Source organism: Pseudomonas sp. AK106 (genome assembly GCF_053903055.1).
In genome coordinates this window covers 1,858,587-1,874,624 of sequence record NZ_CP096426.1, presented here as the reverse complement: position 1 = coordinate 1,874,624, position 16,038 = coordinate 1,858,587, and the positions used below count along the sequence as shown (strand labels likewise).

Genomic DNA, 16,038 nt, shown 5'->3' with positions numbered 1-16,038 from the left:
TAATCTGTCCCCGCCAAGCGCTTGTCCCCGCCAAACGCTAGATCACTTTCACGGCCCGCCCGATGAATTGAATCGGCCCGGTGGGCTTGCCGGTCGGGGAGCCGTTGGGGTTTTCGAGGGTGAGTTCGAAGAGTTGGTTGGGTTGCAGGGGCGGCAGTTTGCTTACGGGGACGGAAAGGGTCTGGCCGGGTTTGACCAGGCCCAGGGACACGGGGCCCTGCCAGCCGTCGGCTTTTGTCCAGAACTGGAGGGCTTTGTCGGCGGGGACTGGGGTGGCGCCGAGCGGTATCAGCTGGATTTCTTCCGGGTTGCTGGCCTGAATCACCCAGCCGGGGGCCTGATTCTGTGGGGCGACGAGGACGACGAGGTAGGTCGTGGGGTTTACCGGTGCTGTCCGGGTCACCAGCATTGTGGCCAGCAGCAGCGTGGCAAAAAGACCGGCGCCGGCAAGTCCGCGCCACACCGGCAGAAGACCCCACCATGAATGCGGTTTCACGGGAGGCGCTACGTCGGGGGCTCGGCGGTCGTGGCTGCTGACGCTGCGCGCGATTCGATCCCACAGTCGTGGGCTTGGGCTTTGCGGTTCGGCCAGCTCAGTCAAGGCCAGCAGGCGCCCTTCCCACGCGTCCACCGCTGCGCGCAAATCGGTGTCCGTGGCGAGGCGGCTCTGGACGTCGAGTCGTTGCTCGGCCGGCAGTGTGCCTAACACGTACTCGCTGGCCAGTGCGTCCAGCTCATTGGCGCTGTCTTTCGACGGATAACCTGTCATCCCATGCACTCCCGCAATGCCACCAGACTGCGTTTGATCCAGGCTTTCACCGTGCCCAGCGGCGCGCCCACTTTCTGCGAGATCTCCGAGTGCGAATAGCCGTCGACGTACGCATGAAGAATGCAGTTGCGACGCGCCGGTTCCAATTGTTCAAGGCATCCATAGACGCGCCCTGAGCGGGAGCGGTATTCAAAGGTGTCGACATCGGTTGTGACGTCCAATGCGGCGTCCGCCAGCAACGCGCTTTCGCTCTGCTCGCTGACCTGAATGATGTGCGCGTTATCACGCATGAAGTTCAGCGCCAGGTGCCGGGTCACGCTGAAGATCCAGCCACGGGCCGTGCCTCGCGCCGGGTCGAAACTGCCGGCGCGGGTCCAGATTTTGAGGAAGGCGTCGTGCACGATGTCCTCGGCCAGCGCGTCGCTGCGGACGATCCGCTTGGCGATGCCGAGCAGGCGTGCGCTTTCTTGCGTGTAGAGCTTGTGCAAGGCCTGCTGCTCACCTCGGGCGCAGGCCGCCAGACAGGCTTCGTAGTCAAAACAGTCTTCAGGTAAGGACAAAATGCTCAACCGCCAACGAAAAGAAATACCCCGACCCAGGGGCCGGGGTTGCGTCGGTGCAGCGTAGATGACTTTGTGCGCCAGCGACGCTGCATGACGTGGGACGTTGGTCTACTTGGCAGCCCAGAAAATATAGTCCGCCTGGTATTTCACGATTTCTTGCTTGCCCTTGGTCGCCATCGAGCACTCCATCTTCGGCGCGACACCGCCTTTGGTCGCCACTCGCTGGATGTAACTGACCTTGCTCATCGCGCCCTTGCCTTCTGCAGGGTTGGCTTTCACCAACTGATACGGAATGTCGCCAGTGCCGGCGGGGGCCACGGCGAGTTGCGTACCGGTGATCTTCGAACCGTCAGCGGCCTGCCAGGTCGCCGGTGGCCCGAAGTACGTGCCGACCTGCTTGCCGCTGCGATCATTCAACACCGCTTTCGGACCGACAAACGTCCATTCGGTCTGGCCGGCAGCGTTGGGCTTGTCGCGGCACTCATAGGTGATCTCGCCCACGCCCACCGTCTCCATCGCAATCTTGTGACCGTCCGGAACCTTCACCGCGTCCGGCAACGCCATCTGTGCGTACGCCGCCGGCGCCGTGGCCAGCAGGCAAGTGGCTGCCAATGAAACACCGAACGAACCCAGTAATTTTTTAGCGTTCATGCCATCTCTCCATTAGATAAACAGGTCAGCAGCCATCGCTACTTCTTGTACTACCCGGGGGAGAACGAACTGGATGCAGGGATTTGAAAAAAAATCTGCGCGGGGATCAGCGGGAGTACGGAGGAATGAGCAAAAGGGCATTGAGTCGATCAACATGGCGCCCGTCGCAAGGCCAGACCATGGACCCGGCGGACGGAACGAGAGTCCGCCGGGTACTGCAACGATCAGTTCAGCGGCTACGGCATCAGCACCGAGTCGACCACGTGAATGACGCCGTTGGACTGCATCACGTCAGCGATGCTGACCGCGCTTTTCCCGCCTTTGGCGTCCATCACCCACAGCTTGCCGTCATGGGGCATGACGGTGAGGGATTCGCCTTGTACGGTTTTCAGCACCACCTTGCCGCCGTTCATTTTGGCGTCCGCCATCAATTGTTTGGCGGTGTGGGTACCGGCGACAACGTGGTACGTCAGAATTTTGGTCAGGTCCGCTTTGTTCTCAGGTTTGACCAGCGTCTCCACCGCGCCTGCGGGCAGTTTGGCAAAGGCTTCATTGGTGGGGGCGAAGACGGTGAACGGGCCTTTGCTGTTGAGGGTGTCTACAAGACCTGCAGCTTTGACCGCCGTCACCAGGGTCGTGTGGTCCTTGGAGTTGACCGCATTTTCGACGATGGTCTTGCTCGGGTACATGGCGGCGCCACCGACCATGACGGTGTCGGCAGCAAAGACGGGCGATGCAGCGAGGCAGAGAGCGGCAAAGGAGGCAGCGGCAACGCGTTTGGCAAGGGTCAACATGGTAGTTCTCCCAGATTTTCAGGTCCTTCGGATGAAGGTGAGAGAGATACGAAGCCGGTGCCAAAACGGATGCATCACAGTGAAGATATTTTTCCCTGGGCGACGACCGGTCCGGTTGGCAGCCCGCTCGGTGACCCGTTCAACGGCTCCAGGGTGACGGCGAGCACCGCGCCACTGGCGAGCAGGTCTGCCAGTTGCGGCGGCACGCTCAATGTCGCGGAGGCATTGGCCGGCAGCACGCCCAGCGACCGAGGCTTGCCATCGGAGGCGATTACCCAGGCCTCAGCACTTTTGCCAGGCCAGTCGGCGTGGCCCGTGCTGACGAATAGCACGCCTCGCCGGTCGGGGTTGATCGCGGCGGCAAACAGCGTATTGCCGTCGCTCTGATCCAGACGCGCCAGCAGTGCCGGGCCCGGTGTGGGTTGAGGTCCGGAGACAGGTTGCTGAAGGGTCAGTACCGATGCCAGCAACCCGGCAGCCAGCGCGGCTGTCGTCCAACGCCAGAGCCCGAGGTTGTTCCACCAGCCCGACGCCCGTGACGGCGGACGACTGGCACTCCCAAACAGCTGCTGCTCAATCGCGCGCCAGGCGCCAATGGGAGGACTGGATGCCGGCAACTGGCTGAGCCACTCGGCGAAATGCGCCTGCCATTTCGCCATTGTGCGCTCATGGCGCGGGTCCAGCGCAATCATCGCCTCCACCCGCTCACGCCCTTCGCGGCCGAGCACGCCAAGCACGTACTCCGCGATCAGCAAGTCCGGGGTTTCGTCAGGGGGCACGGGATGCTCGTTCATAGGCCAAGGCACAAGCGCAGTCGAAGCAGCCCGCGACGAATCCAGCTTTTCATTGTTCCCAGCGCAATGCCGTGGCGCTCGGCCAGCTCGGCGTAAGAGCAGCCCTCAAAGAACGCGACGCGAATGTAGCGTTGCTGGGCTTCTTCGAGGGTGTCTAGACAGCGGTCCAGTTGACTGCCTTGTTGTTCGCGCTCAAGGGCCTCCGGGATTGCGTCGTGGGTGGACGATTCCGGAATGGTTTCAAGTGGGTCGTGAGGGCGATGGGCCCTGCGCCGGTCAATCGCCTTGTTGCGCGCCATCGTCCCAAGCCAGGTCATGGCGCTGGCGAGTTGCGGATCGAAGCGAGAGGCCTTCAGCCACGCCATGATGTACACCTCCTGAAGCACCTCTTCGGCCTCGGCCCGATTGCCGGCATAGTGCAGGCAGATGCCGAACAGTTTTGCCGATGTCGCGTGATACATCGCCTCGAACGCCAACCGATTGCCCCTGCCGCACGCCTGCATCAGAACATTCAAAGCCTCGGCGCTGGATTGAGCGTCAGTGAAATGCGCTGCATTCGGTCGAATGGTCAAGTGGAGAGGCCTTGAAAGGGACTGCGGTCACTCTAGACGGTTTTTGTTGGGGCTGTAATCCCCCGACTACGCGAGCGACCCTTAAGTACGGAGATCAAGAGCAGATCGAGGGCAGATCAGTCGCCAAGGACTTGTGGGAGTGAGCTTGCTCACGAAGGGGTTGGTACATCCACCGAATTTCTGGTGTTTGAAATGCAGCATTCGCGAGCAAGCTCGCTCCCACAGGGAGGGCGTCTGGTCAGCAAAATCGCCAGCGCCCCGACCGGCCCCTTCCCGGCTAAAGCCGGTCCGACTAAAAAGCAGAGCGTGCAATCAGCGGGATTGGCGATGACTGTAGGACCGGCTTCAGCCGGGAAGCTTGTGATGTGCTTTTGATCTTCATACACAAAAGGTTCAGTCACCGCCAATCGCGACTTGGGTGCAGGCTGAACGCAGGTCTCGCGCAGTGGGCCGAGCCGCAGGGATGCGGCGAGAGCGCCGTCAGGACATGGATGTCCGTTCGGCGCGGGCCCACGGAGCGAGACCGGAGTGAAGGAACCCTGAGGAACGAAGGGCCCAACCAGGAGCAAGCACCCTTGGTTACTTGGGGTGCCTTTCCAAGTAACTCGCCGAAGGCGAAATGTCTGCCGTTAGGCAGACCTCTCCCCGCCGCCCCGCGCAATCGGGGACAGATTAATTTACGGTGAAGCGCTGTAAATAAATCAGTCCCCTTTACGGTAGTCCCCTTTACGAATCACGCCTCAAATCCGGCGGAATCGGCAAATTATCCCTCAACGGATCAGGCCGCTTGCCACGCCCCGCCCGATACTGCCGAATCTGATACACATACGCCAACACCTGCGCCACCGCCAGATACAACCCCGCCGGAATCTCCTGATCCAACTCCGTGCTGTAATAAATCGACCGCGCCAGCGCCGGCGACTGCAACAACAAAATCTCATGCTGCGCCGCAATCTCCCGAATCTTCAGCGCCATGAAATCACTGCCCTTGGCCAACAGAATCGGCGCCCCGCCCCGCTCAGCGTCATATTTGAGCGCCACCGCATAATGCGTCGGGTTCGTGATAATCACATCCGCCTCCGGAATCGCCGCCATCATCCGCCGCTGCGACATATCCCGCTGCAACTGACGAATCCGCTGCTTGACCTCCGGCCGCCCCTCACTGTCCTTGTGCTCATCGCGCACCTCCTGCTTGGTCATCAGCAGCTTCTTGTGCGACTCCCACAACTGCACCGGCACATCGATCGCCGCGATGATCAACAGGCCCATCGCCATCCACAGCGTGCTCCAGCCCACCAACTGCAAACTGTGCACCACCGCCATCTCCACTGGCTCCTTGGAGATGGACACCAGGTCGGCCTTGTCCTTCATCAGCACCACCAGCGCCACCGCCAGCACAATCAAAAACTTCGCAAACGACTTCAACAGCTCAATCAGCGCCTTGGGCGAGAACATCCGCTTGATGCCGGCGGCCGGGTTCATGCGGCTGAACTTGGGTGCCAGGGAGCCGGCGGCAAACAGCCAGCCGCCGAGGGAAATGGGGCCGACGAACGCCGCCACGGTCAACGCCAGCAGAATCGGCTGCACCGACAGCAACGCGGCTTTGCCCGAAGCCATCAGCATGATCGCCATGCTGCGCTCGTCGAGAATCGCCTCGCGGGTGATGGTGAAATTGTCGCGCATCAGCTGCATCATCATTTCCGCCATGGAGCCGCCGAACGCCAGCAGCCCCGCCGCGCCCACAATCATCACCACAACCGTGTTCAGCTCCTTGGAGCGGGCGATCTCGCCCTTCTCCCGGGCGTCGCGTTTGCGTTTGTCCGTGGGGTCTTCTGTTTTGTCCTGACCACTCTCGCTTTCGGCCATGTCAGCGCGCCTTGACCAGGTCTCTGAGCAACTGCAGGGCGTCGACCGCCAGCGGTTGGTATTGATTGAGAATGTCGCCGAGGGTGATCCACAGAATCACCATGCCCAGCACCAGCGTCAGCGGAAAACCGATCGAGAAGATGTTCAGCTGTGGCGCCGCGCGGGTCATCACGCCCATGGCGATGTTCACCACCAACAGCGCCGCGATGGCCGGCAGCACCAGCACCAGTGCCGCGCCGAGCACCCAGCCCAGACGCATCACCAGCAGCCAGATGTCCGAGGTACTGATGCCCTGCCCCACCGGCAAGGTGGTGAAGCTCTCGATGAGGATTTCGAACACCACCAGGTGGGCATTCATGGCCAGGAACAACAGGGTCACGAGCATGGTGAGGAACTGCCCGATGGTCGCCACCGACACGCCGTTCACCGGGTCGACCATGGACGCGAAGCCCATGCCCATCTGAATCCCGATGATCTGCCCGGCGATGACGAATGCCTGGAAAAACAGCTGCAGCGACAGGCCCATGCCGGCGCCGATGAGGATCTGCTGCGCGATCAGCAGCAGCCCACTGAGGTCGAGGGCGTGCACGGCGGGCATGGGCGGCAGGCTCGGCGCGACAACGACCGTGATCGCCAGCGCGAAATACAGCCGAACCCGCTTGGGCACCAGCGTGGTGCCGATGATCGGCATGGTCATCAGCAGCGCGCCGATGCGAAACAGCGGCAGCATGAACGCCGCCACCCAGGTGCTGATCTGGGTGTCGGTCAACGCCAGCACAGGTTCCATCGAGGGGTCAGCCGATCACTTGGGGAATGCTGGTGTACAGATTGGTGATGTACTCCATGAAGGTGCGCACCATCCACGGGCCGACCACGATCAGCGTGACCAGCATGACCAACAGGCGTGGCAGAAAGCTCAAGGTCTGTTCGTTGATCTGCGTCGCGGCCTGGAACATCGAGACGATCAGGCCGACGATCAGGCTCGGCACCACCAGGATGGCGACCATGGTCGTGGTCAGCCACAGCGCTTCGCGAAACAGGTCGACAGCTACTTCCGGGGTCATGCTGCGCACTCCACGTCAGACGAATTCATACACCACCAAAGCTGCCGGCCAGGGTGCCGATGATCAGCGCCCAGCCATCCACCAGCACGAACAGCATGATTTTGAACGGCAGGGAAATGATCAGCGGCGACAGCATCATCATGCCCATCGCCATCAGGATGCTCGCCACCACCAGATCGATGATCAGGAACGGGATGAAGATCATGAAGCCGATCTGGAACGCGGTTTTCAATTCCGAGGTGACGAACGCCGGCACCAGAATCGTCAGCGGCGCCGCATCAGGGGTCGCGATGTCGGTGCGCTTGGACAGGCGCATGAACAGTTCAAGGTCGCTGGAGCGGGTCTGCGCCAGCATGAAATCCTTGATCGGCACTTCGGCCTTGGCCACGGCGTCCTGGGCGGTGAGTTTTTCCGCCAGGTACGGCTGCAGGGCATCGTTGTTCACCCGGTCGAACACCGGCGCCATGATGAACAGGGTCAGGAACAGCGCCATGCCGGTGAGGATCTGGTTGGACGGCGTCTGTTGCAGGCCGAGGGCCTGCCGCAGGATCGAGAAGACGATGATGATCCGCGTGAAGCTGGTCATCAGCATGACGAACGCCGGGATGAAGCTCAGCGCGGTCATGATCAGCAGGATCTGCAGGCTGACCGAATATTCCTGCTGGCCGTTGGCGCCGGTGCCCAGCGTGATGGCCGGGATCGACAACGGATCGGCGCCGAACGCCAGCGGCGCTGCAAGCAACAGCAGCAGCGTCAAAACAATGCGCATCAGTTCGTGTCCTTCTGATCCGTAGTACGTGTCGCGCCCGTCGTGCCTGGCGTACCTGCTTTCTTACCTGCGCCACCGAAAATATTCTTGCCTGTGCGTTGCCCCGCTCCGCCCTTGTTGCCCAGCGCTTCCAGCAGGCGCTTTGCGAATTCCGGCTGGACGCTTTGTGGGTCAGGCACGTCAACCGGCTCGTTCATCACGTGCAACGCAGTGATGCTCCCGGGGGAGACGCCGAGCAGAACCTGTTCGTTGCCGACCTGCACCAGCACCAGCCGATCGCGAGTCCCCAGGGCGCGGGAGCCCACCAGTTTGATCACCTGATTGCCCGCAGGCCCCGCGCGCTGCACCCGACGCATCAGCCAGGCCAGTACGAAGATCAGCCCGATCACCAGCAGCAGACCCAGCACCAACTGCAGCAGCTGCCCGCCGATCCCGCCGTTCAGGGTTCCGGCCACCGGCGCGGCGACCGCTGGCGTGGTGGTCGCCGCCGTCGTCGCTGTCGTCGCAGCAGGCGCGGCCGGCGTCGCCGGATCGGCCGCCATCACCGCCCAGGACAATGCCAGCAGCGGCAGGCTCGACAGGGTTCTGAACAGGCCGCGCACTTAACGCAGCTTCTTGATACGTTCGCTCGGGCTGATCACGTCGGTCAGACGGATGCCGAACTTTTCGTTCACCACAACCACTTCGCCGTGGGCGATCAGGGTGCCGTTGACCAGCACGTCCAGTGGCTCGCCGGCCAGACGGTCCAGCTCGATCACCGAGCCCTGGTTGAGCTGCAGTAGGTTGCGGATGTTGATGTCGGTGCTGCCCACTTCCATGGAAATCGACACCGGGATATCAAGGATCACGTCCAGGTTCGGGCCGTCCAGGCTGACCGAGCCGTTGCTTTTCGGCAGGCCGCCAAACTCTTCCATCGTCATGCGATTGGCGTTGTTGCCGGCGTCGGCCGCCAGCAGCGCGTCGATGTCCGCTTGCCCGTCCCCGGCCTCACCCAGTGCAGCCGCCCACTCGTCGGCAAGAGCCTGGTCGTCAGCGGAATTCATTTCGTTGTCATTAGCCATGGTTGTCCTCGGGGAACTGTGATTCGTTTACGCAGCGCATTCGTTTTGCCGGCGACGGAGGGTCACCGGCGTTCTATGGGTTCGACGACTTGCAGGGCGAGGTTGCCCTTGTGCGAACCCAGTTTGACCTTGAAGGACGGCACGCCGTTAGCGCGCATGACCAGGTGTTCCGGGAGATCGACCGGAATCACGTCGCCCGGCTGCATGTGCAGGATGTCGCGCAGTTTGAGCTGACGCGTGGCGACTGCGACGCGCAACGGCACCGACACGTCGAGCACGTCCTGCTTGAGCGCGTTGACCCAGCGTTCGTCCTGATCGTCGACATCCGACTGGAAACCGGCATCGAGCATTTCGCGCACCGGCTCGATCATCGAATACGGCATGGTCACGTGAAGATCGCCGCCACCGCCGTCCAGTTCGATATGGAACGTGGACACCACGATGGCTTCGCTCGGGCCGACGATGTTGGCCATGGCCGGGTTCACTTCCGAGTTGATGTACTCGAAGTTGACTTCCATGATCGCCTGCCAGGCTTCCTTCAAATCAATGAAGGCCTGATCCAGCACGATGCGCACCACGCGCAGCTCGGTCGGGGTGAATTCACGCCCTTCGATCTTGGCGTGACGGCCGTCGCCGCCAAAGAAGTTGTCCACCAGCTTGAACACCAGTTTGGCGTCGAGGATGAACAGCGCGGTGCCGCGCAGGGGTTTGATCTTGACCAGATTGAGACTGGTCGGTACGTACAGCGAATGCACGTATTCGCCGAACTTCATCACCTGCACGCCCCCCACGGCCACATCGGCCGAGCGACGCAGCAGGTTGAACATACTGATGCGGGTGTAACGGGCGAAACGCTCGTTGATCATTTCCAGGGTCGGCATGCGCCCGCGGACGATGCGATCCTGACTGGTCAGGTCGTAACTCTTTACGCTGCCGGGGTCGGCAACGCTATCGGTCTGTACCAGACCGTCGTCGACGCCATGCAACAGCGCGTCGATCTCATCCTGGGACAGCAGGTCTTGCACGGCCATGTCGTGGTCCTACTGCAGTACGTAGTTAGTGAAAAGTACCTGTTCGATCACGCTCTTGTTCAGCTCTTTCTGGCCCACTTCCTGGACCACGGCTGCCGCCTTCTGGCGCAGCATTTCCATGCCCACCGGCGTTGCGATGGTATCGAATGGCTGACCGGAGAACATCATCACCAGGTTATTACGGATGACCGGCATGTGCGCTTTCAACGCTTCGAGGTCGGCCTTGTCACGGGCCAGCAAGGTGATGCTGACCTGCATGTAGCGCTGGCGGCCATTGACGTTGTAGTTGACGACGAAGGGTGGCGTCAGCGGTTCGAAGATCGCCTCTTTTTTGGCATTCGCCGCTTCGGCAATGGCAGCTGCATCCGGCTTGCTCTCGGCCTTGTGCATGATGAACCAGGTCGCGCCTACCGAAACACCAACGGCCAGCAGCAGCCCCACCACAATGAGGATGATGACTTTCAACTTGCCCTTTTTTGCAGGGTCCGCCACTGCTGCGTCGTCACTCTTTGCCATGCCAATAATCCGTCACTATCCAAGGGGTTCGGTGTTGCGTGACAGAGGAAGAGCAAGGGTTGTGCCACATGGGCGGCTTCAAGCTGCAAGTAATGAGCGGCAAGCAACAGCAAAAAGCGGCAGCGCCCGAGAAACCGGGGTCTCCCACGCACTACCGCCTTTGATCTTGCCTTTACTTGCCGCTTGCCGCTAACCACTTGCCGCTACTGACAACGCCCAAGCGTTGGCAGGGCGTTTTCAAGCGTAGTAGTCGACCGCGCTGGACCCCACGACAGTCAGCGGTGCGTTGGCAGCGGCCGAAGCGGCATCCACCGGAGCTCCGTCGGCGATGAGGTCGCTGCCGCCGACACCGCTGCTGCGGTCACTGCCGCCGTTGCGTTGCCCGTCACCGCCCGACTGCTGTTGAGCCTGTTGCTGCCAGCCCTGGGACTGGTCGGAGACATTGACGTTGACCTGACCCATGCCCTGCTGAACGAAGGAATCACGCAGGCGCGACATCTGGCTTTCCAGCGCTTCGCGCACGCCGACATGGGCACTCATGAACGTGACCTGGGTCTGCTGGTCCGCCGCCATATTGACGCGGATGTCCAGACGGCCCAATTCAGCGGGCTCCAGCTGAATGTCCGCCTGCTTGAGGTTCTGGCTCGACAGGTACATCACGCGGTTGACCACGCCTTCGGTCCATCCCCCCTGATTCATCGCCAGTGGCTGATTGAGCAGTGGCGTGGCCGGGGCCGACGCCGAGGTGTTCTTCACCTGAGCGGCCTGGGACAAGGCCGCCAGTCGATCGGCAAAATTATCCATCCGCGTATCGCTGGTGGCGCCCTTCACGTCTTTCAGGCCGTCAGCCAGCAGGCCGCTGAATGCTTTGTCGCCGCCGCCTTCGGTGGTGCTCTTGTCCACGGGCTGGTCACCCAGCGCCGCCAGGTTATTGGCCAGCAGCTGCGAAGGATCTGCGTTCGGGTCTTGCTTGCCCCCGCCTTTGCCGTCGCCATGCACGCCGTTATTCTGCGCCGTCTGCTGCGCCTTGTTTTCCAGGGCGACTTGCACGGCGGTCAAGCCTTCCAGCGGATCGGCCGAGGGATCGAAATCGTCGCCGGCTGGGTCGGTCGCGTCGGTCGGCGCTTGCACCGCAGGAGGCGGCATCACGGGCAGCGCGGAGGCGAGAAGCGCCGGATCCACCACGGGCTCAACGGCAGGCGCGACGGCCACAGGCTCTTGAACCGCCGGCGTCACGGCCAGTGTCGGGTCAAGCACGGGATCGACCGAAGGCGCATCCGCCACCGTCGGATCCTGGCCGGTGTCGGAGGCGTCGTCCTTATCGTCGGCGTGGCCGTTGCCCGCGCCGGGCTCATCGTCCGCTTTGCCGTTCACCGGCTTGGCAGGCAACCCATTGCCGTTATCGGCAACGGTCTTGTCATCGGCGGCAGACGTATGGCTGACGGCGGGCTTGTCGTCCGCTGCCGAACTCTTGGCGCTTGCCGCTTTTGCCGTCGCGTTGTCCGCGCTGTGGGACTTGACCGGCGCCTGCTTGGCGAACACGTCAGAGAAGCTGGAAGTGTTGTGCTTGACGGGGTCCGGCGCCTTTGCCGCCGAGGTATTCCCGGCTTTCTGGACTTTGGCCGCTGTCAAAGCCGTCAGTAATGGGTTGTTGGCGAGGGCCATGTGAATCTCCGCAAGAGCGCAATTACACAGAGACAAAGCAAATGCCGGGCCAAGTGCGCCGACTGGTTGGATTAAAGGTGGGTCAGAGGTTGAAAGCCGGGTTGGGGATACCCGGCTCAGTGGCTGGCATGGCAGAGCTGCAGTTCGTCTTCGAAAATCTTCCTGACGGCGCAGAATTCCTCCTTGATCTCGGACACCAGCCGCCTTATCCGGGCGTCGTCCGCGGCCACCAACCCGCGCCCCTGTTCTTCCAGTTGCAGGCAGAGTTCGGACAAGTGCGTAGCGCCCATGTTGCCGGTGCTGCCTTTGAAGCTGTGGGCCATGAGGCCGAGGCGTTGCAGCGAGGCGGTGGAGGCGGCAGTGAAGGAAGGGTCACGCAACAGCAGGGTCATGTCGTTGACCCGATTGACGGAATCGGAAATGAACACCTGCAGCAGCGCCGGGTATTCCGCTTCCATCACGTCACGCAGCGTGCTGAGCACGTTGAAGTCCACAGGATTATTCGACACTTGTTCACTCCTTGATCAAGACGCGCGGATTATGCCAGACCCTCCCACGCAAATTCCACGCTGGCCGTCCGCCCCTCATCGGACCACTGGCAGCGGTCGCTGAGTTGCCGGACCAGCGCAAGGCCGCGCCCGGACAATTGGGTGACCGCAGGCGGCAGCGCCAGCACCCGATCGGAATCGAAACCCGCACCGCTGTCCTGCACCCGCACTGTCAGGCGACCGCCCTCGCCGTCCGGGACGATCTGGAAATCGATGCGGATAAAACCCTCCACCAGACAATCCAGGCGTTCGGCGCGCTGCTGGTAGTAAAGCCCAAAACCTGCGGCGTCGCGCTTCAACGCCGAGTCGAGCCCGAGCACGCCGTGTTCCAGCGCATTGCTGTACAGCTCCGACAGCACGATATACAGCTCGCTGCTCTGCATGCGCAAGCCATGGACTTCCTGCAGCAGTTGCAGCAGATAAGGCAGGGGATTGAAGCGCTTGAGCGTTGCCGCGCGGTACTCGAACGAAGCGCACCAATCCAGCGGACTGGAATCGCCGCTGTCGGTATAAATGACCGAGGGCGGGCCGAGCAAGTCAGGCTCGGTAAATGCCACCTCGACCATGCTCACGTCGTCCCGCGCCTGGCCGCGAAACCGCGCCAGGGCCCACTGCACTTCTTCGATCAGCAGCGCCGGGTTGCGATTGCTCACCAGCACATTTTGCAGACGCCGGGCGCCGAACAGCTCGCCGTCCTGACCGGTGCTGTCGACAACGCCGTCGGACAGGAGAAACACCCGATCCCCCGGCCCGAAGGGATACACCTGGGTGTTGTCGTCGAAACTGCCGGCGCTCAACACACCGAGGGGCACGTTCGCCGAAATCAGCGGCGTGTGCGGCCGGCCATCGCCATGCAGCAGGTAACCATCCGGCAGGCCGCCGTTCCACACCTCGACCAGTTGCTGCTTGAAGTTCAGGCACAGCAGCGCGGCGCAGCAGAACATGTCGACCGGCAGGATGCGTTTGAGCTTGGCGTTCATCTCCCGCAGGGTTTCGGGCAAACCGTACCCTTTGGCGGTCATGCCGTAGAACACCTCGGCCAAGGGCATGGCGCCTACCGCGGCGGGCAAGCCATGGCCGGTGAAATCCCCCAGCAGCAGGTGCATGTTGCCGGACGGCGACCACGCGGCCAGCAGCAGGTCGCCGTTGAACAGCGCGTAGGGCGATTGCAGGTAGCGGATGTTGCGCGAGCTCAGGCACCCGGAGTGGGCAATCTGATCAAACACGGCCTTGGCCACGCGCTGCTCGTTGAGCAGGTATTTATGGTGGCGGGTGATCAGGTCGCGCTGGTGCAGCACAGTTTCCTGCAACACGCGCAGGCGGTTCATGGCGTTGATCTTCGCCGCCAGCACCACTTGGTTGTAGGGCTTGGCAACGAAGTCGTCGCCGCCGGCGTCGAGGCATCGGGCGAGGTCTTCGCCTTCGGTCAGCGACGTCAGGAAGATGATCGGCACCAGCGCGTCACCCGCCAGCGTCTTGATCTGGCGCGCCGCTTCGAAACCGTCCATGACCGGCATCATCGCGTCCATCAGCACCAGTTGCGGCCGCCGACGCTCGAACAGCCCGACGGCTTCGGCGCCGTCACTGGCGGTCAGAACATCATGGCCCTGGCGGCTGACGATGGCGGACAGGAGCATCCGGTCGCTGACGTTGTCATCGGCGATGAGGACCGTCAGGCGATCGGAGGCAGACGAGATCATCAGGCGGTTATGACGATGTTGAAGAGTTTGGAGAAGTTGGAGATGTCGAGGATTTTCTTGACGTCGTTGTTGCAGTTGATCAGTTGGATATCGGCTCGTTCGCCGCCGGCGTGGTCACGCAGCAGCAGGAGCATGCCCAGCGCGGAGCTGTCGAGGTAGTGGGTGTCTTTCAGGTCGACCTTGTAGCGGCTGGCCTGTTTTTCTTTGGGTTCGTAGGCGCTCCGGAATTCTTGGTGCGTCGAAAAATCGAAGCGTCCTTTGATGGTGATGGTCAGTTCTTGGCCATCGGCGGAGCGTTCGGAGGTTACTGACATTGGCAAATTCCTTGTATGAAACAGCGCCAGACGCTTGAGTTTTAGCAGCCCTTGTGAGGCGTTGCAAATCGTTAGCTTTTACTTGGGTTTCAGGGGCTCTAGATCAAGAGCGTCTGCCTTGGGGGCAGACGGTTTCGCCTTCGGCGAGTTACTTGGAAAAGCACCCCAAGTAACCAAAGGTGCTTGCTCTCGGTTGGGCCCCTCCTTCGTCGGGGTTCCTTCACTCCGGTCTCGCTCCGTGGGCCCGCTGCCATCCGCCATCCATGGCGGGGGGCAGCTCTCGCCGCATCCATGCGGCTCGGCCCACTCCACGAGACCTCCGTTCAGCCTGCACCCAAGTCGCGATTGGCGGTGTTTGGGCTTTCTATGTACGAAAATCAAAAGCAGATCAAAAGCAGATCAAAAGCTTCCCGGCTAAAGCCGGTCCTACAGTCGGAGCCAAAATCAATCCCACGGGATGCATGTGATCCCTTTGTGGGACCGGCTTCAGCCGGGAAGAGGCCAGTCTGGTCGCCATCAATTTTGCAGCGTGCCTCCCGACGCCTTCCCGGCTAAAGCCGGTCCCACTATGTCATCGTCCTCGCCGTCGCCGTTGCTTTCGCTCTTCCTACACAAAAGGTCCAAACACCACAAAACGCGACTTGGGTGCAGGCCGAGCGCAGGTTTTGCGCAGTGGGCCGAGCCGCATGGATGCGGCGAGAGCGCCGTCAGGACATGGATGTCCGTTCGGCGCGGGCCCACGGAGCAAGACCGGAGCGAGGGAACCCGACGCAGGAGGGCCAAACCAGGAGCAAGCACTTTTGGTTACTTTTAGTGCTTTTTAAAAGTAACTCGCCGAAGGCGAAACAATCTGCCCCCAGGCAGATGCCCTTGATCTTGATCTTGATCTTGATCTTGATCTCAAGCCCTTAAAACTGCTCGGTCCTAGGGAGTCGCTGAACCAACTCATCCAGCAATTTCTGCTCGCGTTTATCTTCCAGCGCGCGCGCCTCATCGATATACCGCTGCACCAACTTACGCAGCCCCTCCACCCGCGCATACGCCTTCTGCCACTCTTCGCGCGCCTTGTTCAAATTATTCTGATGCCACGCCAGACTCTGACGCTGCTGCGCCACCGCCGTCTCCAACTGATTGAGAAAGCGCTGATAATTCATCAGCCACTGACCCGACACCCCATGGGCGCCCTTGTCGATCCACTGCTGCTGATAATCAGAACGAAATTTATCCAGCTCACCCAACTTGGTTTCAGCCAGCCGCACCTGCCCCTGAAAATGCCCCAGACGCTGGACGGCAGCCTTCTCGACCTTTTCGGCCATCTCGACCACCGGCGCCAGACGGCCTGCGCGACTCAGAGCCATGGC

The 16,038-nt window shown here is 61.6% G+C and carries 18 protein-coding genes and 1 pseudogene; all 19 read right to left on the bottom strand.

The window, feature by feature from the left end; translation table 11 throughout:
• Positions 1 to 37: 37 nt before the first annotated feature.
• Positions 38 to 769: an anti-sigma factor gene (locus M1E04_RS08550; RefSeq protein ID WP_456292756.1), complete on the bottom strand. Its 732-nt coding sequence runs from the start codon at positions 767 to 769 to the stop codon at positions 38 to 40.
• Positions 766 to 1,329, bottom strand: a complete 564-nt coding sequence (locus M1E04_RS08545) for a sigma-70 family RNA polymerase sigma factor (RefSeq protein WP_369319322.1) — start codon at positions 1,327 to 1,329, stop codon at positions 766 to 768. The genes M1E04_RS08550 and M1E04_RS08545 overlap by 4 nt, the downstream gene beginning before the upstream one ends.
• A gap of 111 nt (positions 1,330 to 1,440) precedes the next feature.
• Entirely contained in the window at positions 1,441 to 1,983 is a 543-nt protein-coding gene (locus M1E04_RS08540; protein ID WP_369319323.1) for a DUF3455 domain-containing protein, read from the bottom strand.
• 236 nt (positions 1,984 to 2,219) lie between these two features.
• A complete protein-coding gene (locus tag M1E04_RS08535; protein WP_192130037.1) occupies positions 2,220 to 2,777 on the bottom strand; it encodes a fasciclin domain-containing protein in 558 nt (185 codons plus the stop codon).
• A gap of 74 nt (positions 2,778 to 2,851) precedes the next feature.
• Positions 2,852 to 3,556, bottom strand: a complete 705-nt coding sequence (locus tag M1E04_RS08530; protein ID WP_192130036.1) for an anti-sigma factor domain-containing protein — start codon at positions 3,554 to 3,556, stop codon at positions 2,852 to 2,854.
• 11 nt (positions 3,557 to 3,567) lie between these two features.
• Positions 3,568 to 4,143, bottom strand: a complete 576-nt coding sequence (locus M1E04_RS08525; protein ID WP_197985812.1) for a sigma-70 family RNA polymerase sigma factor — start codon at positions 4,141 to 4,143, stop codon at positions 3,568 to 3,570.
• 726 nt (positions 4,144 to 4,869) lie between these two features.
• Positions 4,870 to 6,009, bottom strand: a complete 1,140-nt coding sequence (gene flhB / locus M1E04_RS08520) for a flagellar biosynthesis protein FlhB (protein WP_065987306.1) — start codon at positions 6,007 to 6,009, stop codon at positions 4,870 to 4,872.
• 1 nt (position 6,010) lies between these two features.
• Positions 6,011 to 6,796 carry a flagellar biosynthetic protein FliR gene (gene fliR, locus M1E04_RS08515; protein ID WP_065987305.1) on the bottom strand — a complete coding sequence of 262 codons (786 nt, stop codon included), beginning with the start codon at positions 6,794 to 6,796 and terminating at the stop codon, positions 6,011 to 6,013.
• Positions 6,797 to 6,803: 7 nt separating this feature from the next.
• Positions 6,804 to 7,073, bottom strand: a complete 270-nt coding sequence (gene fliQ, locus M1E04_RS08510; protein WP_065987304.1) for a flagellar biosynthesis protein FliQ — start codon at positions 7,071 to 7,073, stop codon at positions 6,804 to 6,806.
• Between the two features lie 25 nt (positions 7,074 to 7,098).
• On the bottom strand, positions 7,099 to 7,842 hold the full coding sequence (gene fliP, locus M1E04_RS08505; protein WP_065987303.1) for a flagellar type III secretion system pore protein FliP: 744 nt from the start codon (positions 7,840 to 7,842) through the stop codon (positions 7,099 to 7,101).
• Between the two features lie 119 nt (positions 7,843 to 7,961).
• Positions 7,962 to 8,444: pseudogene (gene fliO / locus M1E04_RS08500) on the bottom strand (flagellar biosynthetic protein FliO); the annotation flags it as partial.
• Positions 8,445 to 8,903, bottom strand: a complete 459-nt coding sequence (gene fliN, locus M1E04_RS08495; protein ID WP_410933902.1) for a flagellar motor switch protein FliN — start codon at positions 8,901 to 8,903, stop codon at positions 8,445 to 8,447. It lies immediately after the preceding pseudogene.
• 62 nt (positions 8,904 to 8,965) lie between these two features.
• Complete coding sequence (gene fliM / locus M1E04_RS08490; protein ID WP_065987300.1) at positions 8,966 to 9,934, bottom strand: flagellar motor switch protein FliM; 969 nt, start codon at positions 9,932 to 9,934, stop codon at positions 8,966 to 8,968.
• Between the two features lie 9 nt (positions 9,935 to 9,943).
• Positions 9,944 to 10,450, bottom strand: coding sequence for a flagellar basal body-associated protein FliL (gene fliL / locus M1E04_RS08485; RefSeq protein ID WP_192130034.1), 507 nt, complete (start codon positions 10,448 to 10,450; stop codon positions 9,944 to 9,946).
• A gap of 237 nt (positions 10,451 to 10,687) precedes the next feature.
• Positions 10,688 to 12,115, bottom strand: coding sequence for a flagellar hook-length control protein FliK (locus tag M1E04_RS08480; RefSeq protein WP_456292755.1), 1,428 nt, complete (start codon positions 12,113 to 12,115; stop codon positions 10,688 to 10,690).
• Positions 12,116 to 12,231: 116 nt separating this feature from the next.
• Positions 12,232 to 12,624 carry an Hpt domain-containing protein gene (locus M1E04_RS08475; protein ID WP_369319327.1) on the bottom strand — a complete coding sequence of 131 codons (393 nt, stop codon included), beginning with the start codon at positions 12,622 to 12,624 and terminating at the stop codon, positions 12,232 to 12,234.
• 29 nt (positions 12,625 to 12,653) lie between these two features.
• Positions 12,654 to 14,363, bottom strand: a complete 1,710-nt coding sequence (locus M1E04_RS08470) for an ATP-binding SpoIIE family protein phosphatase (RefSeq protein WP_065987297.1) — start codon at positions 14,361 to 14,363, stop codon at positions 12,654 to 12,656.
• The gene (locus tag M1E04_RS08465; protein ID WP_369319328.1) at positions 14,363 to 14,677 is read right to left on the bottom strand and encodes an STAS domain-containing protein; all 315 of its coding nucleotides are present in this window, start codon (positions 14,675 to 14,677) and stop codon (positions 14,363 to 14,365) included. The genes M1E04_RS08470 and M1E04_RS08465 overlap by 1 nt, the downstream gene beginning before the upstream one ends.
• A gap of 908 nt (positions 14,678 to 15,585) precedes the next feature.
• A complete protein-coding gene (gene fliJ / locus M1E04_RS08460; protein ID WP_065987295.1) occupies positions 15,586 to 16,035 on the bottom strand; it encodes a flagellar export protein FliJ in 450 nt (149 codons plus the stop codon).
• Positions 16,036 to 16,038 lie beyond the last annotated feature (3 nt).

Coding starts and splice junctions, on each gene's coding strand:
- M1E04_RS08550 (WP_456292756.1), bottom strand. CDS start 769: ATGACAGGTTATCCGTCGAAAGACAGCGCCAATGAGCTGGACGCACTG.
- M1E04_RS08540 (WP_369319323.1), bottom strand. CDS start 1,983: ATGAACGCTAAAAAATTACTGGGTTCGTTCGGTGTTTCATTGGCAGCC.
- M1E04_RS08535 (WP_192130037.1), bottom strand. CDS start 2,777: ATGTTGACCCTTGCCAAACGCGTTGCCGCTGCCTCCTTTGCCGCTCTC.
- flhB (WP_065987306.1), bottom strand. CDS start 6,009: ATGGCCGAAAGCGAGAGTGGTCAGGACAAAACAGAAGACCCCACGGAC.
- fliR (WP_065987305.1), bottom strand. CDS start 6,796: ATGGAACCTGTGCTGGCGTTGACCGACACCCAGATCAGCACCTGGGTG.
- fliQ (WP_065987304.1), bottom strand. CDS start 7,073: ATGACCCCGGAAGTAGCTGTCGACCTGTTTCGCGAAGCGCTGTGGCTG.
- fliP (WP_065987303.1), bottom strand. CDS start 7,842: ATGCGCATTGTTTTGACGCTGCTGCTGTTGCTTGCAGCGCCGCTGGCG.
- fliN (WP_410933902.1), bottom strand. CDS start 8,903: ATGGCTAATGACAACGAAATGAATTCCGCTGACGACCAGGCTCTTGCC.
- fliM (WP_065987300.1), bottom strand. CDS start 9,934: ATGGCCGTGCAAGACCTGCTGTCCCAGGATGAGATCGACGCGCTGTTG.
- fliL (WP_192130034.1), bottom strand. CDS start 10,450: ATGGCAAAGAGTGACGACGCAGCAGTGGCGGACCCTGCAAAAAAGGGC.
- M1E04_RS08480 (WP_456292755.1), bottom strand. CDS start 12,115: ATGGCCCTCGCCAACAACCCATTACTGACGGCTTTGACAGCGGCCAAA.
- M1E04_RS08470 (WP_065987297.1), bottom strand. CDS start 14,363: ATGATCTCGTCTGCCTCCGATCGCCTGACGGTCCTCATCGCCGATGAC.
- M1E04_RS08465 (WP_369319328.1), bottom strand. CDS start 14,677: ATGTCAGTAACCTCCGAACGCTCCGCCGATGGCCAAGAACTGACCATC.
- fliJ (WP_065987295.1), bottom strand. CDS start 16,035: ATGGCTCTGAGTCGCGCAGGCCGTCTGGCGCCGGTGGTCGAGATGGCC.